Here is a 22,846-nt window from a genome sequence, read left to right on the forward strand (position 1 = left end):
GCTCATTATCAAGCCCTCTCTACAAGGAAAATGAACGCTAAATTTCACATGAAAATTATTTTTAACAAGTGGCTAACTTAAACTTGAAATTTACAAATAATACTTTTGTAAATCTGAATTAAAAATAATTGATACGCATACTATTTAGAAAGGGGTAATATAGAACTATGAGTTGATACTTCCATACCTTTTGTCTCTAATTCACTCGCAAAGGACGGCGGAGAAGTAAACTCCCGTGATCAAGTAACCTTCGGTAAAGATTCAGCTGGATCTATTTCTCATATCGAATGTTACACTATCTTGATGGATGACCTGTCTAAATCACACACGATCCCATTCAATGAAATCCACAACTCAAACGTGGCTCTGGAACACGAAGCGAAAGTATCCAAAATTTCAGAAGAACAACTGTACTACTTGATGAGTAGAGGACTAAGCGAAGAAACCGCGACAGAAATGATCGTCATGGGATTCGTCGAACCATTTACTAAAGAGCTACCAATGGAATACGCCGTTGAACTGAACGGTCTCATTAGTTTCGAGATGGAAGGGTCAGTTCGGTAATAGTTAAAAAATATAATCGAGGTGCTAAAAAAGTGCCTCGATTTTACTGTTCTTGGCATTTTTTATAATGATTTTTAGTGTTTTTACAAATTACTGGCTTTAAAGTTTGTTTTTCCTTTAGGAAACATGGAAAAGGTCTGATTTGTGTTTGTATATATGCTATCTTTAAAGGGTAAGTTAACTCTAAAAGAGAACACAAGAATTTAAAGTTTTACAGAAATGAGGTATATTTATATTATTCTTGGTAAGGAGAGAACGAATTGGAGAATAGGAAAAATCAATTATTAGAAATATTAAAAGAAATTAATCTAGAAATAGTTAGTATTGAAGAACCAGAGCTTAAGCATGAAAGGATAGTCGTTCAATTAAAGGATTTGATAACAGATGTTAATGAGAAACTTATTAATTTAATTAGCATTAAAGATATGTCTAATGATCAATTATTACATCTGGTAAGTGAAGTTAATAAGAACTATTATAGCCAAATTAAAAATTTAATTTCTCGCTATCACTCAAATCCTTTGGAAAAGTATAATTCGTTAATAGAGGTAGTACAGTCACTGACAAACGAAATAAAACGAATTGACTACCTATCTCTTGTAGGTAAAAACAATGTAACTCTAGTTGGAGGAAACGGTGTGGGGAAATCTTCTTTTGCTAGTTATATGAAAGAATCACTATCAAGCAATATCGTTGTTATACCAGCACAAAAATTTTTATTTTATGATAAAATGATTGGCTCATTACATTTGACAGATAAAAAACTAATTAATAATATTCAAAAACAAAATTTGATTGGTCGTGGCAAATTTGAAAATAATAGTAAAAATGATTATGTAGTTCAATCATTTATGGCTGATTTGTCTAAGATATTTTCAAAACTAGTTACAGTAGTTACAAACACTCAAATAGAGCAGGAGCACGTTTTAGTAACAACTAATAGTATAGAAAATGATTCCAAAGATAAAACAATCTTGTATAGATTGAATTATTTATGGAAATCATTAATTCCTGATATTGTGTTTGAAGTCGATACTACAAATAGAGTACTAGTTCCGATAAAAAATGGACAGAGATATTCTCTAAATGCAATGAGTGATGGTGAAAAAGCTATGCTTTATTACATATGCCAAGTATTCCTTGCAGAAGAAAATAGCTTCATAGTTGTAGATGAGCCTGAAACATTTATGAACGTTTCAAATTTTAATAGATTATGGGATACCTTAGAAAGTTATAGAACAGATTGTAAATTTATATATATATCACACGTTATAGATTTTATTGTGACACGTTCTAATGCAGATTTGCTATGGTGTAAGAGCTATGATCATCCTAATGACTGGGAGATTGAAAATCTTGAATTAGAGGAAGATTTATCCAACTCTTTCCCCAAAGAACTTCTATCAGAAATAATTGGTGTAAGGAAACCTATACTTTTTTGTGAGGGTAAGAAGGGTTCTTTGGATTATCTTGTCTATTCGAAAATATTTCAAGAAGAAATTGTGGTCTGTCCGGTAGAAGGTCACAATCAAGTTATCCAATATACAAGAGCCTATAATAATTCACCGATACTTAACAATAATAAAGCATTTGGAATAATAGATGCAGATCTAATGAGTCAGAAACAGATAGACGAGTATAAAGAAGAAGGAATTTTTACATTATCATTTAATGAAATAGAAATGATTTTTTTTACGGACGAAATAATGAAAAATATGTTAGAAAATTATTTTCCGTCTAATGAAGTAGAAGAAAAAATTGAAATTTTTAAAAATGAGTTTCTTTCTCTAGTTAACAGTGAAAAAGAAAGTATAGTTCAACAAAAATTAAAGAAATATTTAGATGCCAGGCTCTCAAAATATAGAATTAATAAACTTCAACCTAGCAACGAGATGCTTATAGAAGTAAAGTCATGGCTAGATAGTATCGAAATAGAAACTATAGAACAGTCTTTTTTAACAGAATTAGAGTGTATTATTAGGGAAGCAGATTATGATGCACTTTTAAAAGTTTCTCCTCAAAAAAAATCCGTTTCTAAAGGATTGGCAAATAGATTATTAGATAACAACTATGAAGAGAAAGCAAAAAATAGGTTGAAATTAGATGAAGAACTTTCTAAAGAGATTAGAAATGTTTATTTTTCTCACATTATGTTTAGTTAAATTTACGTATTTAGTATAAAATCATACAAAGAGAATCTCTAACTGTCCGCAACAGTTTTAGTTTCTTTTTTTGTTTAGACTAGTAACTATATAAAGTTTATTGTTCAAGTAACTATTTCTTTAAACAAGCGTAAGTGATAAACTAGTCTATAAACGATTAATAATATAAGGGAGTTTCTAAATTGGGTGCAGAATTAAATAATCGTCTATTTAGTGCTGCGGATAATCTTCGCAGCAAAATGGATGCGTCAGAGTATAAGAATTATTTACTTGGATTAATTTTCTATAAATATCTTTCGGATAAATTGTTAGAAAAAGTAGTAGAACTTGCAGATGAGAGCTTAGAAGAGTTTGATACTCCTGACAAACAATTGAGTTTATATAAAAAGTTGTTAGAAGATGAGGATACAAAAAGCGATTTAATCGCAACTTTAATTGATACTTTAGGTTTTGATATTGAACCGAAGTATTTATTTAATGTGCTTGCAGATCAAGCAAAACAAAACATATTTCAATTAAATGATTTGAACAAAGCCTTTATAGATTTATCAACAAAACATGATCAATTTAATGGTTTATTTGACGACGTCGATTTACAATCAAAAAAATTGGGATCTGATGATCAGCAACGTAATGTGACTATTACTGAAGTACTTAAAAAAATTAATGATGTAAACTTAGTTGGGCAAGAAGGTGATGTTATCGGTGATGCCTACGAATTTCTTATCGGACAGTTTGCCTCGGAAGCTGGGAAAAAAGCGGGAGAATTTTATACTCCGCATATGATTTCTGACATGATGGCTCAAATTGTAGCTAGTGGTCAAGAAGATAAAAGACTTTTCAGTGTATTTGACCCAACAATGGGGTCAGGCTCCTTAATGTTAAATGTACGAAATTACTTAAAGCACCCAGACAGCATTAAGTATCATGGGCAAGAACTCAACACCACGACCTATAATCTCGCAAAGATGAATCTCATTCTACATGGGGTTGATAAAGAAGATATACGATTACGTAATGGAGACACTTTGAACAGAGATTGGCCTACTGATGAGCCTTATACATTTGATTCTGTTTTAATGAATCCGCCGTACTCAGCTAAATGGTCTGCGGATAATACGTTTTTAGATGATTCTCGCTTCAACAAATACGGTAAATTAGCCCCTAAATCGAAAGCAGACTTTGCATTCTTGTTGCATGGTTACTACCATTTAAAAGAAACGGGTACAATGGCAATAGTTTTGCCGCACGGTGTTTTATTTCGTGGAGCAGCAGAAGGGGTGATCCGTCAGAAGTTGTTAGAAGATGGAAGCATATATGCTGTAATTGGTATGCCAGGCAATCTATTCTTTGGTACATCAATTCCAACGACTGTAATCATCTTAAAGAAAAATCGGACAGAACGCGATGTCCTCTTTATTGATGCAAGCAAGGAATTTATCAAAGAAAAGAATCAAAACAAACTAACTAAAGGTAATATTGATAAAGTACTTACTACTTATGTTAAACGCGATAATATCGAGAAGTATGCCTACGTTGCAAGCTTTGAAGAGATTAAAGAGAACGACTTTAATTTAAATATTCCGAGGTATGTTGACACCTTCGAAGAGGAAGAACCAATTGACATTGAAGAGGTTAGCAAAGAAATCGTTAATCTTAATAAAGAAATAGAAAAGGCAGAAAATGAATTTTTATCAATGCTAGATCAACTAGCAGTCAACGAGAATACTAAGGCCTTAATAGAGGCAACTAAGGAGGTATTCCGTTGAGTATCAGTGAAGACAAAAGCTCCCCAGAACTAAGGTTTGAAGGCTTTACTGATGCTTGGGAACAGCGTGGAGGATCAGATATATTTAAATCAATTTCTGACAAGAACCACCCTGAGCTGCCAGTCCTGTCAGCATCTCAAGAAAAAGGGATGATTTTAAGAGATGACATAGGAATCGACATAAAGTATGCCAGTAAGAGCTTAATATCCTACAAGAAAGTAATGCCTCAGCAATTCGTGATTCATTTACGATCATTTCAAGGTGGATTTGCATATTCTTTAATTGAAGGTATAACTTCACCAGCGTATACAATTATAGACTTCAAGAATAAAGAAGAACATGACCCGTCATATTGGCAGTTTATTCTAAGTAGTCGAAACTTTATTAAACGTCTAGAAACAGTTACTTATGGTATTAGGGATGGAAGAAGTATCAGTTATTCTGATTTTTCTACACTCAAGTTCAATGTTCCTTCTATTAATGAGCAAACACAAATAGGTACTTTTTTTTTAGAACTCGATAAGACTATCGCTCTTCATCAGGAGAAGTTAAGTAAATTACAAGAGTTAAAAAAAGCTTACCTTCAAGTAATGTTTTCTCAAGATGGAGAAAATACTCCAGAAATTAGAATTACTGATTTTGATAAAGAATGGGAGCAGCGTAACCTTTTAAAAGTATTGAAAGTTAATTCTGGTCGTGATTATAAACATCTGGAAAGTGGAAATATTCCAGTTTATGGAACTGGTGGATATATGCTTAGCGTAAATCAATATCTGTCCGACAAAGATGCCATCGGCATAGGACGTAAGGGTACAATAAATAATCCTCAATATTTAGTAAGTCCGTTTTGGACAGTAGATACCCTATTCTACATGACTGTTAATAAAGGTTATGATTTACTATTCATCTACTCAATGAGCCAGACTATTAATTGGAAAAGGTTTGACGAATCTACTGGTGTACCTAGTTTATCTAAAACAACTATAAATAATATTATAAAATGTTTCCCACCTTACGAAGAGCAAGTTGCTATAGGTAAATTTTTTGACAAGTTTGAAACGATTGTTAAGTTTGAACAAACTATACTGGATGAATTGAAGAACTTAAAAATATCTTACTTACAAAATATGTTTATTTAAATATTCTTCCAAAAACTATAGAACCTCCGTTAAAATATTAATAGTGAGCAATTCACTAAATATAAAACGGAGGTTTTGTTATTATGCCAAAAAAGAAAAAAGAATCAATCTTATTTCATGAGTACTTTGAAGAGTGGATAGATTTGTATAAAGTGGGAGCTATTCGTCGGGTAACTCTCCAGAAGTACTATATGAGTCACCAGCGAATAATAGAGCTAGCTCCTAATTTAAAAGTATCTGATCTTGATAGGAGAAGTTATCAAATATTGCTAAATAAGTATGCAGCTACTCATGAAAAACAGACAACAATGGATTTCCACCATCAATTAAAAGGTGCTATTCTCGATGCAGTTGACGATGGACTTATTGACAATAATCCTACACGGAAAATCATTATAAAAGGGATAGCTCCAAGAAAGAAGAAGCAAAAATTCCTTAATCAATTTGAAGTTCAAGCTCTATTGAAACAACTAGATCTTACAGAAGAAATAAGCTGGGACTGGTTCATTCTTTTAATTGCTAAAACTGGTATACGATTCTCTGAAGCACTTGCTCTTACTCCAAATGATTTTGATTTTTCTCAACAAAAAATAGCTATTAGTAAAACCTGGAATTATAAACATACTCAAGGCGGTTTTCAATCTACAAAGAATGAATCATCAAAAAGAAAAGTACAATTGGATTGGCAAACGGCTATGCAATTTTCTCAGTTAATTAATAATATGGAAACTGATCAACCTGTATTTGTTAAAGGAAGAGTATTTAATTCTACAGTAAACAGTAGATTAAAAACCCTTTGCTTAAAAGCAGACATACCAGTAATCACTATCCATGGACTGAGACATACTCATGCTTCTCTTCTTTTATTTGCTAACGTGTCAATTGCTAGTGTGGCTAAAAGGTTAGGTCACTCTAGCATGACCACTACTCAAGAGACCTATTTGCATATAATTAATGAACTTGAAAATCAGGATAATGACAAAATTATGAAGCATTTAGCTATGTTATTGTAACGGAAATGCAATTAACTATGTAATGAGAGTAGAGACAGAAGAAATATACTGTCTCTACTTTTTAGCACAATGTCATATAAAAATTTTATTGAAATAAGATTTTTTCAAAATTTTAAGATTTTCTATTTTGCTTTGTTCAAGAGCAATAAGTTTATCTAACTGTATAAAATAATTACCTATTTGACCTTGTTCTTTACTATTTAATGGAATCCAAAAATTAGTATTTGATACTACATTCCAATCTGAACGAGGCATTTTTGTTCCAGTAGATTGATTAGAAACCGTTTGATATCTGCTACTTTGAATTAAAGTATATATAAATTTATTGTTAACGTTTTGAGGACGTAAAATCCAAAAATCACCTACAGCAATGCCAGTGAAGTCTGATAACAACCAGTTTTTTAAGTAAGGACGTAATTTACCAAACAAAATATCGCCAGGTTGAAACTTGATTCCTTTTTTATTACTCTTTTTCTCAAATATATTCTTGTTTAGTTTTCCTACTATAGAGATGATGTCTTCGTATTCAACACGAGGTAAATCTTTTTTATCGCTAGATATAGAAACGCGATTTACTATGTCTACCAACTTATGCTTTTTCCATTCTTCATTATAGTTAGCTACTCTAATTTTTGGAACATTTTCTTCATCTTGAGGGAACATTCCTACTAAGTAAGCCTTTTTTAACTCTTGTAATTTAGTTAACTTCTCCTGATGAAGAGCGATAGTGTTATCAAGCAGTTTGAAAAATGTTGCAATTTTGTTTTGTTCTTTAATAGAAGTTATAAAAGGAGAATAAGACTGAAGGGTTTTATAATAAAGTCTAACTCTAGTACCACCCTTCTTTTGCATGTGAGAAAACCGCATGAAAGATTTTGAAAAATTTAAATTTCTTAATACAAATTCATCATTTGCCTCGTTAGTAGTTGTAAATACGGGGTATTCCTTACTTACTAATACTGGAAGATCCATATGATTCTTATTAAAATGAAAAGTCGAGTCATCCGACATATGACGATATGTGATATATCCTTGAGGAACTAAATGGAAATCTAAGCTCTCATTTATACCACTTCTCTGTCCGTTAAAGTACTCTGACTGAAGAAATAGGCCTTTTCTAGATGACGTGGCTATAGGGTATTCCCCACCTTTAGAAATTTCGTTATGTTCTAATAATATTTCTCCTAACTTACGCTGTTCCCAAGCGGTAATTATCTTAAACTTCTTATCCGTATAAATATATTCATGATATAATGACAGAATATAAAGAAGAGGTAGGTGTTTGGTTAATGAATTCAATATATACTTACGGTGAAGCTGATGTAGAGGCTAGATTGATTGAAGTTTTAGGTGAAGGGTTTAATCAATGGACATATCGCCGTGATCTGAAATCAGAGGATGACTTGTGGAAAAACTTGAGACAGAAAATCACCCAGAATAATCTATCGGAAATTGGAGAAAAGCCTCTAACTAACAAAGAGTTTGACACACTAAAAATAGAACTTTTAGCACGTACGAAGACACCTTTTGATTCAGCAAAATGGCTTAAAGGTGAGAATGGCATAGCACGAATTACAATTGAACGTGAAGATACCTCTTTAGGATCTGTGTCTTTAATTTTATACTCCAGTCAAGATATTGGTGGAGGTATTTCTACATATGAAGTGGTTAATCAGATAGCTAAGCAAAAAATAAGTATGGACGGACGGGACAGACGTTTTGATGTAACATTGCTCATCAATGGATTACCAATTGTGCAAATCGAGCTAAAACAAGCTAGGGCTAAAGATGGGGTTTATCAAGCTTTCAATCAGGTAAAAAAGTATGCCGAAGAAGGAATGTTTCGTAATAATATTTTTTCTACCCTCCAGTTATTTGTGATTTCAAATGAACAAACGACTCGATACTTCGCTAATGCTCTACCTAAGGATATGCACCGCAAACTACTTTTTGGATGGCGTACTAAAGACAACAGGAAGGTAGAAAACCTTTATGAATTTTGCAAGCAGGTCTTGAACATTCCTGATGCTCATCGATTAATTGCTAACTATACAATTGTGAGTGAAGATCAAGACAATAGAAATTTGATGGTACTTCATCCCTATCAAGTTCATGCTATTGAAGCTTTGTTTACTGCTGCGAATAAACATCAATCTGGATATGTTTGGCATGCGACAGGATCGGGAAAGACATTGACGAGTTTTGTATCAACTAAGTTACTCGCCAGAAAATCGGGTATCGACCGAACTATTATGTTAGTGGATCGAAAAGATTTGGATAATCAAACGACTTCAGAGTTTTCCAAGTTTGCTTCAGAATTCAACACTGGCATGTCCTCAGGTAGTAATAGAGAAAACAGTTTAATAGTTGGTACTGAAAGTGCTAAAGAATTAAGTAAGACACTTTTAGCAGATGCAAATTCCAATGTCATTATTGTAACTACTCGACAAAAATTGGATGCTGCGCTACGTTATGCGAAACGACAAGAAGAGAAAAAAGGTACTAATCGATTTAAAAAATTGTTAGGGCAGCACATTGTATTTGTAGTGGATGAATGCCATCGTGCGGTAAGTGCAGAAGGTATGGAAGACATAAAAAAAGTTTTTCCAAATTCAACTTGGTTTGGTTTTACAGGTACTCCTATTTTTGAAGACAATAAAAAGCAAGCCAAAGGCCAGTTAGCACGAACAACACATGATCAGTATGGAGAAGTACTGCATACTTACACCATAAAGAATGCACTGGAAGATGGATCGGTACTTGGTTTTCAAGTAGAACACGAAGATACTATTGAACCAGTATCTCTAAGTAATCAGATATTTAGTCAACTAGACAATGTAAAAGAACCGGCATCTTACTCTAGGGAAAAGATTAATCAGCTTATCGATAACATGGATGGTATAAAAAAGGAAGAGTATTTAGATACTGAAGTATATGAAAGAGATGAGCATATAGAGAAAGTTCTTCATAAAATTTTTCGCCCCGACAATGCTTATACGAAATTTGATTTCGAGAATGGAAGACCACAGAAGTCAGCTATTCTAACAACCAGTTCGATTGATATGGCTAAAAAATACTATTATGCTATAAAAGAAATGACTAAGCACAACGATTGGATAGAAAAAGAGTTTAGCAATCATCCTGTCCGCACGGGAAGATCCATCAGCGATCCAGATTTTCCAAGAGTTGCTATCACCTATTCTTTCGATGAAAATACCGATAAAGCTAGTGAAAAAGAAAATGAGATGCAAGATATTATTCAAGACTACAACGATTATTTCGACACTTCATGGTCCTTAAAAGATATTGACCGCTACAATGGAGACATCAATAACCGTCTGGCACGAAAGAAAGCGGAATTTAAAAAAATTGGACAACAGATTGATTTAGTCATTGTAGTCGACCGCTTGTTAACTGGTTTTGATGCACCGACAGTTCAGACTTTATTTGTGGACCGCAATTTAAGTTATGCTAATTTAATACAGTCTTTTTCAAGGACAAATCGAACGTTTCCAGAAAAAACTAAAGGGCTAATTGTGACGTTTCGTAAACCTCATACGATGGAGAAGAACGTCGAAGAGGCAACAAAGTTGTATTCGGAAGCGAAAGAAGAAACAGGTTTAATTTATCCAACTTATAAGGAGTCTAAGAAACGATTCAAGAAAGCATATGAAGATCTAAAAGAATTTGTTATTGTGCCTGGTGATGTAGACGAGCACTCATCAATGGAAACAAGTGTGGAGTATGTAAAAGCATTTCAAGAGCTGAGTAACTCTTATGGGGCGTTGATTACTTATGATGACTATAACGATGATATGGAAACCTCTAAAGCTCTTAAAAGCCAAGTAAACATTATAGAAGAACAGATGGGTGTCTACAATACTGTCAAAGGATCTATACCCCTCATCGATCCAGAGCGGGAAATAGATTTGTCTGGTATTGAATTTTTCGGCGAAAATAATACTAAACTATATGATATTGACTCAACCTATATAGATCGATTACTGGATACTTATTCTGCAAATGATCAGAATGTTCGAGATGAGATTGAAAATGCCTTACAAAAATTGAATAAAAGTGAGTATGTAAAAGAAGTATACCGCTCTATTCTAAATGCAATGGATAGAAACGAGTTAGACATAAGCGAAGATGTTTTTGTTGTTAAAAGACGATTTTTTACAAATTCTAGAGATGGAGTAATTAAATCTTTTGCTAACGAATGGTTCGTATCTGAAAATGAACTCTACTCTTCAGCTGTTCAATACATGGTTGGAGCAGATTCAGTTCCCAATATTGGAAGTATCATTGAAACCAAAGACTATGATAGCTACAAAGTAGCAAACCCTGATGCTAAGCCTTTTAAATATGCTCAAGCCATGAAGCGTAAATGGAGAAATCTCTTAGATGAAGTCATAGTGCCTTTAGATAATGAGTTGAGGTAGGATTCACTTGATAAGTGTGAAATAAGTAATGATTGAAAAAGGAAGTGATCTTATGACTATCTATCGCATAAGAAACAATGAAATGTTAGAGATTCAAGAAGAACTGTTCACAAAAGAGAGAGACATGCAGATACTAATCGAATCAAATCTAGAGAATTTGTTTAATTTGAAATTCGTTGCAACAGAATTCTCTGTAGATGATTTTCGTCTAGATACAGTTGCTTTCGACGAAGAGACACAGAGTTTTACTATTATTGAATATAAAAAAGGCAAATTGTCTAGTGTCATTGATCAAGGATATGCTTATTTAAACACACTTTTAGCTCATAAAGGGGAATTTGTATTATGTTATAACGAACGATATCCTAATTATGTGAAAAAAATTTAGAGTATTGATTGGTCTCAGACGCGGGTTATTTTTATAGCAAATGATTACACCAATTATCAATATGGAGCAATTAATAATCCTGACCTGCCAATTGACTTAGTCATGGTAAAAAAATATAGCAATGGATTTATATACGTAGAAAAATTGAACAAAACTACTACTAAGCAAAGAACTTCAAAACAAGAAACTAAACAAGAAGTAAGTAAAAAGGGATTGTCTGAAGAAATTAAAGTGTATACTGAAGATGAGCACATCCAAAAAGGTTCTATAGAAATTCAAGAACTTTATGAAGAGCTAAAAGAAATGATAGTAAGCTGGGATAGTAGGATAACTATTAAACCTACTAAGCTATATAACTCATTTAAACTGAAACGGAATATAGTAGATATACATATTCAAAAGAAATCACTGAAAATTTGGGTTAATTTGAAATATGGTGAGTTACATGACTTTGAAAACATTGCTCGAGATGTAAGTAAAACAGGCCATTGGGGAAATGGGGATTATGAAATCGTCATAACAGATAATCAAAATATCGAATATGTAGCCAGTCTAATTAAACAATCTTGGAGATACCACAAGCAATGAGAAACTAGAGTTAGCGGGTATTTAATTAAACCAATATGAAGAAAATTTATGTAGTAAACTGTAATTAGTATTACTATTTATAGTTAAGATAAAGGTCAGAATACAAAGTGTTAAAAAAATAATTATTGAACTGAAACATGAAGCGAAAGTGTCTAAAATTTCTGAAGAACAACTGTACTACTTGATGAGTAGAGGACTAAGCGAAGAAACCGCGACAGAAATGATCGTCATGGGATTCGTAGAACCCTTTACTAAAGAGTTACCAATGGAATACGCCGTTGAACTAAACCGTCTCATTAGTTTCGAGATGGAAGGGTCAGTAGGGTAATAAAATAATGTAAGTCCCGAATCGCTTAGGATCGATTCGGGACTTTTTTTCTATTAATAAAAAATACCGATTAGTTTTCTACTGTGACTAGTTCAGGCCCCGTTGCATTCAAGAACTGGTCTCAAAAAACTTATTGAGACTACTTAATATGAGATTTTCTTTAGAACTAGTCACTAAAATGATATTGAAGCTAGTTCATCTTCAAAACTTGAAAGAAGTGGTTGCAAAAGACTTATTGAGACTAGTTCTTTCTTGGATTTTGGATAAACTGGTCACTAAATTCGTTTAGTGACTACTTCCTATATTAATTACTCATGAACTAGTCTCAAAAGCTATATAGAGACTAGTTGGGTGCCGTTAAGCTGTTCAACTGGTCTCAATTCTGACCAGCAGAGATAATAAAACTACCAGAGGCTCCTAAAAAAATGAAAAACGACTTATTGGCATAAGTCGTTTCCTCTTAATGCTATTAAATATAATGAGAGGATTTGGCAAATCCTGCTATTGTAAACTCAGTGTTTAAAATTGATCTGATTCTTCGTTTAGGTAGAGAGCCACCACACCATGTATACATCGTATTGCTGGTCAGCTGTTCTTCAGGAAACAGAAATTTAAATGCCTTAACCTCTGATAGGAAGAGCTCATTGAGTGAAGTAAAATGCTTACAGGAGCGACAGTGACTACTCTTAGAGGTTGTTTTTAAGTCAAAAGACCCACAACGGCTGCAGGTTAGGCCTTTCCTTAGCTCTTTAAAAGTATAAGAAGGTAATTTTCTCTGGTAAGGAAGCTCTTTTTGGCTTTCTTCCAATAGTCTGTCAGCAATATGGTAATGCTTGTCCAACAATGTGCTGCTACGACGGTTGATATCGGTAAAATGAGGAGCAAGTTGCGGTAGGAAAATATATGGATTATCCTGCTTAGCTTCATAAAGAATGAACGAAGAATTAACGAACACAACATTCGGAACAATACGTAAACTGTGCTCCCACTGGCTGATTAATTTGGTGAATACAGTCGTCGTACGATTTAATTGACCAGCTGGACTGACGATATCCTGACCAGATGTTGTCCGAAACTGTCCCGATTGATCTGTATAATTGCCTTCATAATTCTTTATTTCATACAAATATAGTGCTTCTGAAGTTACTATGAGTGAATCGATTTGAATAGGCGTACTGCCGATAACCAGTGACAGATCGTTGAGAATGATAGCCTCGCTGGTTAAATAGTTCACCACTAGAGAATCAAAAAGCAACTCGCCTTCATAGCCCTTAGTTAAAATAGACAAGTGCTGTTTTTCTCTGTAGTGAAGAGTCAGTCGTCTGTCCAGCAATTCTAGTGAAGTCAGTAATTCTGGTTTAGTCCGCTGTTTTTTTATAAGCATATTCCACCCCCATAGTATTACTATTTACAGTTAAAAGAAATTCTCACTTTATTTTATAGTGACTTTCTGATGATGAGCTTCTTCACCGACGGTAATAGTGAAAAGCGATTCAAAAAGACAGACTGTATTGATGCTCGTCAAAAATAGTGTTATTTGATCCGCTTTAAATGGTATACTTTAATTCGTAATTGTGAATCTTATAATCAAACAAGATTCCGATATTTTCACAAAGGAGGCCCCATGTTTTATTTATTCTTAGCCGTTATATGTAGTGCGGCAATTGCACTCATTTTTAAATACACCGAAAATACTGACACCAACAGATATGTCATAACAAGCGCTAACTATTTTATGGCGTTTGTCATCAGTTTTATTATGATTATGTATCAGGGACTCTTTAATGGCGTAACCAGAGAAGCATCGTTTATAAGTGAAATTGGCCAGCTGTCTTTAGATAATCAGTACATATTATCTCCTTATTCAAGTATTGTCTGGGGGATTATTGTCGGTGGGATATCAGGTGTGTTCTTTTTCTTGTCGTTTACCTATTATCAGAAAAGTGTTAAAGATAATGGTGTTGGTATATCAGGAACGATAGCCAAGTTAGGGATACTGATTCCTATGATTTTTTCGATACTCATCTGGAGAGAATTTCCTACATCCGTTCAGTGGATAGGGATCCTGTTATCTTTAGTCTCGATAGTTGTTGTCAATTTGTCCAAGAAGTCAATCAAGCGATTTGATTTTAAACCGACTATTTTACTTCTGTTTATCTTTGGCGGGATGGCTGAATTTTCAAATAAGATTTACCAGCAGTATGCTTTAAATGAGTACAAGGATATCTTTCTGTTCACCATATTTTTCGTCGCCTTTATAATCAGTGTCACGTACACTGCGAATACCAAGGGGAAGGCCACACTTAAAGACATCCTTATTGGGTTTGCAGTTGGTATACCGAATTTATTTTCGTCTTACTTTCTCATTCAATCGCTTGATACAGTAACGACCTCGGTGGCTTTTCCTATTTACAGTGCGGGGAGTATTGTCTTAATAAATTTAGGCGGCTTACTTATCTATAGAGAAAAAATTGCCCGCAAGAATCAGGTATCCATTGTTATGACGATTGTTGCACTTGTTTTGATTAATGCCTAAAAACGAAAGTTTGCAATTTTAAAAAGATAAAAACCTCGACATGTCGTTATGGACACCGTCGAGGTTTTTGCGTTCAAATTAATAGTTTATTTAATATCTTTATACTCAACTTCCCAAGCCCGTTTAACAGCTGGCCGTTCACCGATGCGTTCAGCCCATTTTTTCAAGTGAGTATACTCGTCAGCTTTCAGGAACTCAGCTGCATTTCCATACAAAGCCCCTTGGACAAGTCGGCCATACCAAGGCCAGATTGCCATATCCGCAATGGTGTACTCGTCACCGTTGATGTAGTCTTTATCTGCCAGATGTCTGTCGAGCAGATCAAGCTGACGTTTGGTTTCCATCGTAAAGCGATTGATAGGGTACTCTTGGTTAGTTGGCGCGTAATGATAGAAGTGTCCGAACCCTCCGCCTACATACGGAGCTGCACCTGTCTGCCAGAACAACCAGTTCATCAGTTCTGTTTTTTCAGCAAGGGCAGTCGGAATGAACTGTCCGAATTTCTCAGCTAGGTATAACAGAATATTGACGGATTCAAACACACGAACGGGTTTGTCCTGAGAATGATCCATCATGGCTGGAATTTTAGAGTTGGGATTGATGTTGACGAAATCACTTCCAAACTGATCGCCGTCGCCAATGTTGATCAAGTATAGGTCATACTTGGCATCCTCAACGCCAGCGTCTTTCAATTCTTCAAGCATGATAGCCACTTTCTGTCCATTAGGTGTCCCTAATGAATAGACCTGCAGTGGATGTTCACCTACTGGTAGTTTCTGTTCAAAGCGACTTCCAGCTACTGGCTGGTTACCGAATTGATTTTTCTCATCTTGATTCCATTCCCATACGTTAGGGACTTCGTAATTTGACATTATATCCACTCCTTATAGGTTTAGTATACTGCTTTAATATTTTTACACAAGAATTCCATCACTACGTAATCGGTAAATTAGTTTAAACTACTTTTGGTAATGTTCTCTCAAAAGCCCCATAGACAGACTAGTGTGATACTTGCCTTGAATGAAATACTGTTGTTCTTTTTTGCCTTCAATTTTAAAGCCCACTTTTTCATAAATATGGACTGCTTTTTCATTATAATCTACGACATCAAGTGTTATTTTATTCAGGTTCAGCTGATTAAAGCCGTAATCGACTATACTGCGCACAACTTTTTCAGCATATCCTTTCCCCTGATTATCGGGATCCAGCATGATAGCTAATACTGCAGTCCGGTGGCGCAAATTAATCAGGTGCAGATTCGTGTAGCCAATCCGCACCTCTTCCGCATAAGCAATAAATTGTCTAGCGGACTCATCTTTCTGACGATTTTCAAAAGAACTTGTGTACTTTTCTTTATTCATATATGGCTCACTAAACCAGTAATCCATAACGTCTGGATTTTTAAATAAGTCAAGCAGATAATCTGTATCGTCCTTTTCTACAGGTGTTAAAGTTATCTTGTTCATTGTATGCCTCCTGATATTGGTTCTGTATTATCCTATTTTAACGTAAACTATAGTGTTTTATCTAAGCTCATCTACTTCATTTTATACGCTTTCTATAGGTTTATCAAATATCTATCACCCCCGTGACCTTATTTTACTTAGTCAAACTTAGATATAGAACGAAGTAGAGTGTAACAGTGATTTTTTAGAGAAGTGAAGTAAGTAGACCAGTTTACTTCAGTAGATTAAGGGTGGATCTTCAGAAGTTGAGGCTAGCTTTGTTCTAAGTTACGAAGATTAGGTAAATTCTTAAGAAGTTTTGGGTATAAAGGGTTCAACTTCTTAAAAAGAATGCTATACTCGTACTAGATTGAAGAGATTACACGAACATCCTTGTTAAAGTAACTATAATACACTTATAAATAAAACAACAAAGAGGTCATTGCGTACCTGCTCTATATAAATCTAAGACATTAGAAGAAAGCACTATAGACTTGTAGGCATTTAATTATAAATACACATTTTTGGAGATGAAGACAATGAAAAATTACAGAGGATATGCCTTACTATCAATCAGCTCAGCTGTTATAGCTTTAGCGATTTCTCTTATGCTGAAAGCATCTGTCGGCGTAGGCGCTTTTGATGCGTTTACCCAATCGGTATCATTAATGGCAGGGATAAGAATAGGGACTGTTGCTATGACAGTTAACTTGCTCTGCGTCCTGGGACAGCTGATCTTATTAAAAAGGGACTTCGGTTTCAACCGTTTGCTGCAGATTCCTATGAGTGTATTAGTTGGTATGCTGGTTAATTTTTTCTATTATGATTTACTTGGAACGGCCCAGATCGAAAATTATGTGACAGCATTGATTACCTTTTTCATTTCATTGGTCACAGTCGCTTTTTCCGTAAGCATGATTATGACGCTGAATCTGATTACACCTCCAATTGAGAGTTTCTGTATGGAATTGACGAAAAGTGTACCTCTTAAATTCTCCACCATCAGACAACTTGTTGATATTCTGTGCATCGTCGTATCGGTAGTCATCACCTTCACCTTTGGGTTCACCTTACCTGTCAGAGAAGGGACAGTCATCGGCATGCTGATTTTTGCACCTTTACTGGGCTTTTTCATTAACAAAATTCAACCAGTCCTGCTTAAAAAGGGCATTGTGCAGGAAGCTGGGATTTAAATCAAAAGGGTAAAGTTAATTGATTGGTTCGATTAAATAAAATCTGTTAGACAAAAAAAAAAGGAACATATAATGGATAAAAAGATAATCGAGGAAACATTAGTTGATCGTAAAAAGATTTTGGAAGAAGCTCGCCAGCACAATAATGAGGCAGAAGAATTAGATACAGGCCCTTATGTAGAAGTTGAGTTTGAAAAAGAAATAAGACAAATTGAACTTGAAATTGATGATTTAGATTCAAAATTGAAGAATCTGTAAAGGGTTCTTTTTTTTTATGAATCTCTAGAGATCTTTTAAGTCAGTGTCATTATTATTCTTTGCCGTAGTCGATTCAAAAACGAGTCCAATGCAGATTGTAATAATACAAAATACTAGATAATATTCCTTTTTTATGGAAAAATTAAGACATCAATCAGGACTAACTAAATCAGGAGGATGACCATGTCTATTTTTTCATCAGATGTTTTTACAGGTAAACACGCTTTGATTACAGGTGCCACTGGAGGAATCGGCTACGAAACAGCAAAGGTACTGGCTGCTATGGGTGCCAATGTTACGATTACAGGAAGAAAAGAAGATGTTCTAAATGAACTGAAAGAAAACATCGAAAGCGAACATCCTAGTGCAAAAGTAAATGTGGTAGTTGCCGACTTAGCGGAGGCTTCTGACAGAGAAAGATTAGTTCAAGCCGCAGAGGGTAAATTAGGACCTATCGCCTTATTAGTTAATTCAGCAGGTATAATGGGTGGGGGCATCATTGAAGAGTTAACACAGGAAGAGTTGGAGCGAGTCATGCATTTAAACTTCACTGTACCCATTCTTTTGACTCAGCAAGTATTTGAGACTATGAAAGGCAATAAAGAAGGTGCTATAGTCAACGTATCTTCATTATCTGGTATAAGAGGAGTGGTGGGAGGAACGGCTTATGTCGGCTCCAAATTTGCACTAAATGGGTTCACACAATCATTTGCTCTAGAAGCCATTAAACACAGCGTACGAGTCAATGCCGTTTGTCCCGGGTACGTAGATACTCAAATGGGAAGAGACGCCATTCGTTCTAAAGCCGATAAAGAAGGCAACAGTTTTGAAGAGCAATTTAAAATTGAAAGTAAAAAACTGCCATCTGGTCGCATTACAACAGCGTTGGAAGTCGCCAACACGATTGCCTATTTATTATCAGATGCCGCTGAGAATGTAGTTGGAGAAGCAGTCATCTTATCAGGTGGATCGGTTATGCGTTAACCCATACCAAAAAGGAAGCATTAGAACATCTATGGTTGTCATAGTTGATCTGATGCTTCCTTATTAGTTAGACTAGTTGTTTAAACCTAACAATTCTTCTTCTATGCCAATCATTATATCGGCTGCTCCATCTGACTTATTTGAACAGACTACTGACGTGACAGAAAGGTCTGGGTAGTAAGCAGAATGAAAGCTGACGCCCGGGTCATACCCCATGACGTGATATCTTAGAATGCGGTCCCCAGAAGTTTTCTTGATCCAGGTGCCATAGCCATAAAAACTATCGTCATCTTCGGGGTCCTGTACATGTGGATACAAAAGCTTATTAGTGTATGACTTACTTAAAAGAGAGAAATTCATAAGAGAAGTCCACAGTTTTGCCATATCCCCGGTAGTAATGTATGCACCCCCGTCCGAACCCCCTTTTACAGGCATAGAATAAATGTTTGATTTCCAGGTGCCGTCACTATTATCGATATAGCCTAGTGCGGTTCTCTCCGGCAATGAATCAAAAGCAAAATAACCTGAATCAGACATATCTGCTTTGTTAAAAATATTCAGCTGAATGTAGTCAGTAAATTCAAGCCCACTAACGTGTTCGACAATTAATCCCAATAAAATATACCCGGCATTATTATATTGAAATTCGTCTCCTGCATTACCTTTCATAGGTTCATCCTGAAACAACGGCAGAAAATCTTTTAATCGTCTAACGTGATACATCGGATGTGTCATCCAAACCTCTTCGAAATCATCCATCGTGTCTTCATCGAAATAATCAGGTATACCAGAAGTATGCGTTAACAACTGATGCACCGTTACATTTTTATCAATGTGTTTAAACTCGAGGTCTACACATTCACTCAATTTGGAGCCAAAAGATAGCTTCTCATTTTCAACTAGTTGACTGATGGCTATTGCCGTAAAGAGTTTGCACCCAGAGGCTATTCCAAAGCGAGTAGAAGAGTTAACTTCTATTTTGTCAGAACGATTTGCGTAACCAAAATTCTGGTTTAATAACACTTTGTCATTATTTTCAACCAGTATAGAACCAGAAAAATCAACCTCAGCTTGAATCTCTGAAATGGTACTTACTAGATGTTTAGTCATAACTATTTCCCCCGTGTATTCAGTAATTTATATATAGTGTTCAAGAGAAACTGTTTATCTTGAACAAGTATAGTCTATCTAACTATACACTCCCCATTATCCCTCCACTGTAATAATCTCCTTTTGAGTATAGCAAACAGTGTATCCGTTAACAATGGATTCAGGCGTTAACTAATCAACCTATACAATAAAAAAATTCTGAGTCAGTCTTGCTATCCCACACCGTTATAACATTTTTCCTTCGGCAGGCTAATACAACCCATCAATTATTACCAGTAGAGTAATGAAAAAATAGCCACTATCTGCTATGGTTAAGATATCTAAACCGCTGGGGTATGGAGAATACTGTTGGTTAGAATTTAATCCAGGAAATAGAAGTGCTAAAAATCTTTACTTAAAAAACGGTTTTTACGAAAATGGTGAATTTGTAAACGGTGAAACAGTAGCTGTTTTAAAACCTTAATAGTTATACTCTATTAAGTATTAGAAAAGATAGGAAACAGCACTTTTAAAATGGGAATATGCATTAAGAATCTTAAGAAACTAAAAGTGACTCGCGAGAAGAATAAAGGTGGATCGAAGTATGTATTCAGCAAGTAAATTGAAGAAAATCGATGCAAATAAAATAATAACGTGGAAATATGAAGCCCCTTATGATTTTTATAATATGACAGACGATCAAGAAACTTTAAAAGAACTGATGGATGGCACATATTTTTCTGCGTACAATCAGGGTGAAGAATTAGTCGGTTACTTTTGTTATGGAAAAAATGCTCAAGTGCCTGCTGGTACGAAAGCTAATTTGTATTCAGACGACTCCTTGCTGGATATAGGCCTAGGATTAAGACCAGATCTTACCGGAAAAGGATATGGGACTTACTTCTTAAATAAAGGCATGGCATTTGGGGAGAATAAGTATGACATAAAAGGGTTTCGTTTGAGTATAGCGTCGTTCAATCAACGAGCAGCTACTTTGTATAACCAAGCTGGATTTGTTCCAAAAGGATTATTTGTTAACAAGAGCGGAAAGACTGAGGTAGAGTTTCTCGTAATGGAAAAATTAGCGAATGGTGAAACTAAACTAGAATATGATTAGTAATAAGTTTAAGTCTTACTAATAAGTAGTAAAGAGAGTGGTCAAATGAAAGAACAACAATTCGCTGTCAAACGAATACATATTATAGGGTCAATTGGGAGTGGTAAAACGACCTTAGCAAGAAAACTATCAAAACAATACGGCTTACCACACTATGAGTTAGATAATGTGGTCTGGATAAGATCCGATAAAGGAGACATCAAGCGAACTGAAGAAGAGAGAGACGCAGTTTTAAGTGATATTTTAATTAGAAAAAGCTGGATCATTGAAGGAGCTCATCATAAATGGGTAGCTCCATCTTTTCAGAGAGCGGATGTCATTATTTTTTTGGATACTAGACTCTCAACGAGGAGATTTAGAATAATTAAACGATTTATCAAGCAAAAATTTAAAGTCGAAAAGGTAAACTATAGACCAACGTTTAAAGTATTGAAGTTTTTGTATCAGTACAATACTATTTTCGATAACACAAGCAAACAAGAGATAATGGCTATGTTGGTTCCTTTCGAAAGTAAGTTGATTATTTTAAACAGTAGTAATGACATGCCTAGTTTACTCAAGCCTGATGTTACTGAAAAGAACGTAAATAATTGAGAATTTTATTTTCCTAAAGAGATAATGTCTTTAGAAAAGGAGCAAATAAGAGATGATAAAACCAAAAGCGTTAGTCAAGGGTGATCGTGTTGCTATAGTGAGTCTCTCAAGTGGTTTATTAGGAGAACCCTATGCAAAGCATCAGTTAGAGCTGGGTATAAAACGGCTTAGAGATTTTGGTCTTGAACCTGTCATTATGCCCAATGCATTGAAAGGAATAGATGAACTGCAGAAACATCCTGAATGGCGTGCGGAAGATCTAAAAAATGCCTTTAGAGATCCATCTATAAAGGGAATCATATGTGCTATTGGAGGAGATGATACCTTTAGGCTGCTCCCTTACTTGATGGAAGACGAAGAATTTGTACATAATGTTCAAAAAACGCCTAAGCTCTTTACTGGTTTTTCAGATACCACCATTAATCACTTAATGTTTCATCGATTGGGAATGGTCTCTTTTTATGGACCAAATTTTTTAAATGATCTTGCTGAACTAGGTAACGAATTGTTGCCCTATACAAAACAGATTTTTTCAGGATACTTTGAGGGAAATGAATTGGAGGGCGTCCCTGAAAGTGACTATTGGTACGAAGAACGTAGTGATTTCTCTGAAAAAGCATTAGGATCAGAGCGACTAAAACACAAGGAAGCACATGGAATAGAAGTGCTGCAGGGAAAGGGGAAAGTATCAGGTAAATTACTTGGAGGATGTTTAGAGAGTTTAGTTGACTGTCTTGTAGGAGAACGCTACGCAGAAGAAGTAGAAACAATTAACCGCTACGATATATTCCCTAGTCTGGATGAATGGAAGGGGAAGTTGCTATTCTTGGAAACCAGTGAAGAGAGACCAAATCCTGACCGATTAAGAGACTTACTTACTGTACTGAAAAACTATGGAATATTTACTGCTGTGAGTGGAGTGCTGATAGGGAAGCCTCAAGATGAAGCTTATATTGATGAATATAAACAAGTTTTTGTTGAAGTGATAGCTGACAAACAATTGCCCATACTATATAATCTCCCATTCGGTCATGCCTACCCAAGATGCATATTACCATACGGGATTGAAATGACAGTGGATACTCAGGTTGGATCAGTGACCTTTAATGAGTCATACTTCCTTTAATCAATAAGTCGTACACCACACTTGGATTAATTTATTTACTGAAATACAGATGATAATTAGAGACAAGCTAATTCTGTTTACGCATTGTAGCGAGTATGCTACAATATATTT

General features: G+C 34.9%; 19 protein-coding genes and 2 pseudogenes. 16 read left to right on the forward strand and 5 right to left on the reverse strand.

Annotated features, from left to right (window positions below):
• Positions 1-174 precede the first annotated feature (174 nt).
• The 5 genes and pseudogenes from CLV38_RS04630 to CLV38_RS04650 form a co-directional block, all read left to right on the forward strand.
• Positions 175-564 (forward strand): annotated as a pseudogene (locus CLV38_RS04630) (SufD family Fe-S cluster assembly protein); the annotation flags it as partial.
• A gap of 260 nt (positions 565-824) precedes the next feature.
• A complete protein-coding gene (locus CLV38_RS04635) occupies positions 825-2,726 on the forward strand; it encodes a DUF4435 domain-containing protein (protein ID WP_106192177.1) in 1,902 nt (633 codons plus the stop codon).
• Between the two features lie 182 nt (positions 2,727-2,908).
• Positions 2,909-4,495 carry a type I restriction-modification system subunit M gene (locus tag CLV38_RS04640; protein ID WP_106192180.1) on the forward strand — a complete coding sequence of 529 codons (1,587 nt, stop codon included), beginning with the start codon at positions 2,909-2,911 and terminating at the stop codon, positions 4,493-4,495.
• A complete protein-coding gene (locus tag CLV38_RS13955) occupies positions 4,492-5,634 on the forward strand; it encodes a restriction endonuclease subunit S (RefSeq protein ID WP_170068813.1) in 1,143 nt (380 codons plus the stop codon). Before CLV38_RS04640 ends, CLV38_RS13955 begins: the two co-directional genes overlap by 4 nt.
• An 83-nt stretch (positions 5,635-5,717) precedes the next feature.
• Positions 5,718-6,647 (forward strand): site-specific integrase, encoded by a 930-nt coding sequence (locus tag CLV38_RS04650; RefSeq protein ID WP_106192182.1) that lies wholly within the window; start codon positions 5,718-5,720, stop codon positions 6,645-6,647.
• Positions 6,648-6,719: 72 nt separating this feature from the next.
• On the opposite strand, the gene CLV38_RS04655 is transcribed toward CLV38_RS04650, so the two are convergent.
• Complete coding sequence (locus tag CLV38_RS04655) at positions 6,720-7,946, reverse strand: restriction endonuclease subunit S (RefSeq protein ID WP_106192185.1); 1,227 nt, start codon at positions 7,944-7,946, stop codon at positions 6,720-6,722.
• Between CLV38_RS04655 and CLV38_RS04660 the strand changes: the two genes are divergently transcribed.
• The 4 genes and pseudogenes from CLV38_RS04660 to CLV38_RS04670 all read left to right on the forward strand — a co-directional run.
• Positions 7,937-11,089: a type I restriction endonuclease subunit R gene (locus tag CLV38_RS04660; RefSeq protein WP_106192187.1), complete on the forward strand. Its 3,153-nt coding sequence runs from the start codon at positions 7,937-7,939 to the stop codon at positions 11,087-11,089. The genes CLV38_RS04655 and CLV38_RS04660 overlap by 10 nt on opposite strands.
• Before the next feature lie 52 nt (positions 11,090-11,141).
• Positions 11,142-11,477 (forward strand): hypothetical protein, encoded by a 336-nt coding sequence (locus CLV38_RS13960; protein WP_245920538.1) that lies wholly within the window; start codon positions 11,142-11,144, stop codon positions 11,475-11,477.
• 102 nt (positions 11,478-11,579) lie between these two features.
• A complete protein-coding gene (locus tag CLV38_RS13965) occupies positions 11,580-12,065 on the forward strand; it encodes a DUF5655 domain-containing protein (RefSeq protein ID WP_245920539.1) in 486 nt (161 codons plus the stop codon).
• A 124-nt stretch (positions 12,066-12,189) separates the two neighbouring features.
• Positions 12,190-12,393 (forward strand): annotated as a pseudogene (locus CLV38_RS04670) (SufD family Fe-S cluster assembly protein); the annotation flags it as partial.
• Positions 12,394-12,862: 469 nt separating this feature from the next.
• Here CLV38_RS04670 and CLV38_RS04675 read toward each other — a convergent pair.
• Entirely contained in the window at positions 12,863-13,777 is a 915-nt protein-coding gene (locus CLV38_RS04675) for a nuclease-related domain-containing protein (protein ID WP_106192189.1), read from the reverse strand.
• A gap of 240 nt (positions 13,778-14,017) precedes the next feature.
• Here CLV38_RS04675 and CLV38_RS04680 point away from each other — a divergent pair, with 240 nt between their 5' ends.
• Complete coding sequence (locus CLV38_RS04680; RefSeq protein ID WP_106192192.1) at positions 14,018-14,929, forward strand: EamA family transporter; 912 nt, start codon at positions 14,018-14,020, stop codon at positions 14,927-14,929.
• An 86-nt stretch (positions 14,930-15,015) separates the two neighbouring features.
• Here the strand turns inward: CLV38_RS04680 and yghU are convergent, their stop codons facing one another.
• Both yghU and CLV38_RS04690 read right to left on the reverse strand, forming a co-directional pair.
• Positions 15,016-15,801 carry a glutathione-dependent disulfide-bond oxidoreductase gene (yghU, locus tag CLV38_RS04685; RefSeq protein ID WP_106192194.1) on the reverse strand — a complete coding sequence of 262 codons (786 nt, stop codon included), beginning with the start codon at positions 15,799-15,801 and terminating at the stop codon, positions 15,016-15,018.
• A gap of 87 nt (positions 15,802-15,888) precedes the next feature.
• Positions 15,889-16,395 carry a GNAT family N-acetyltransferase gene (locus CLV38_RS04690; protein WP_106192197.1) on the reverse strand — a complete coding sequence of 169 codons (507 nt, stop codon included), beginning with the start codon at positions 16,393-16,395 and terminating at the stop codon, positions 15,889-15,891.
• 518 nt (positions 16,396-16,913) lie between these two features.
• Between CLV38_RS04690 and CLV38_RS04695 the strand changes: the two genes are divergently transcribed.
• From CLV38_RS04695 to CLV38_RS04705, 3 genes are all read left to right on the forward strand, one after another.
• Positions 16,914-17,567, forward strand: coding sequence for a YczE/YyaS/YitT family protein (locus CLV38_RS04695; protein WP_106192200.1), 654 nt, complete (start codon positions 16,914-16,916; stop codon positions 17,565-17,567).
• A 72-nt stretch (positions 17,568-17,639) separates the two neighbouring features.
• Positions 17,640-17,825: a hypothetical protein gene (locus CLV38_RS04700; RefSeq protein WP_106192203.1), complete on the forward strand. Its 186-nt coding sequence runs from the start codon at positions 17,640-17,642 to the stop codon at positions 17,823-17,825.
• 183 nt (positions 17,826-18,008) lie between these two features.
• Positions 18,009-18,809: an SDR family NAD(P)-dependent oxidoreductase gene (locus CLV38_RS04705; protein WP_106192205.1), complete on the forward strand. Its 801-nt coding sequence runs from the start codon at positions 18,009-18,011 to the stop codon at positions 18,807-18,809.
• A gap of 72 nt (positions 18,810-18,881) precedes the next feature.
• Here the strand turns inward: CLV38_RS04705 and CLV38_RS04710 are convergent, their stop codons facing one another.
• On the reverse strand, positions 18,882-19,919 hold the full coding sequence (locus tag CLV38_RS04710; RefSeq protein WP_106192208.1) for a serine hydrolase domain-containing protein: 1,038 nt from the start codon (positions 19,917-19,919) through the stop codon (positions 18,882-18,884).
• A gap of 583 nt (positions 19,920-20,502) precedes the next feature.
• On the opposite strand from CLV38_RS04710, the gene CLV38_RS04715 reads away from it, so the two are divergent.
• Genes CLV38_RS04715 through CLV38_RS04725 form a run of 3 tightly spaced genes read left to right on the forward strand, consistent with a single transcriptional unit; the run spans position 20,503 to position 22,735 of the window.
• Positions 20,503-21,015, forward strand: coding sequence for a GNAT family N-acetyltransferase (locus CLV38_RS04715; protein WP_106192210.1), 513 nt, complete (start codon positions 20,503-20,505; stop codon positions 21,013-21,015).
• 45 nt (positions 21,016-21,060) lie between these two features.
• Complete coding sequence (locus CLV38_RS04720) at positions 21,061-21,609, forward strand: AAA family ATPase (RefSeq protein WP_106192212.1); 549 nt, start codon at positions 21,061-21,063, stop codon at positions 21,607-21,609.
• A gap of 52 nt (positions 21,610-21,661) precedes the next feature.
• Positions 21,662-22,735: a S66 family peptidase gene (locus CLV38_RS04725; RefSeq protein WP_106192215.1), complete on the forward strand. Its 1,074-nt coding sequence runs from the start codon at positions 21,662-21,664 to the stop codon at positions 22,733-22,735.
• The last annotated feature ends 111 nt before the right edge of the window (positions 22,736-22,846 follow it).

Origin of the sequence: Alkalibacterium olivapovliticus (genome assembly GCF_003003275.1) — a bacterium.
GTDB classification, from domain to species: domain Bacteria; phylum Bacillota; class Bacilli; order Lactobacillales; family Carnobacteriaceae_A; genus Alkalibacterium; species Alkalibacterium olivapovliticum.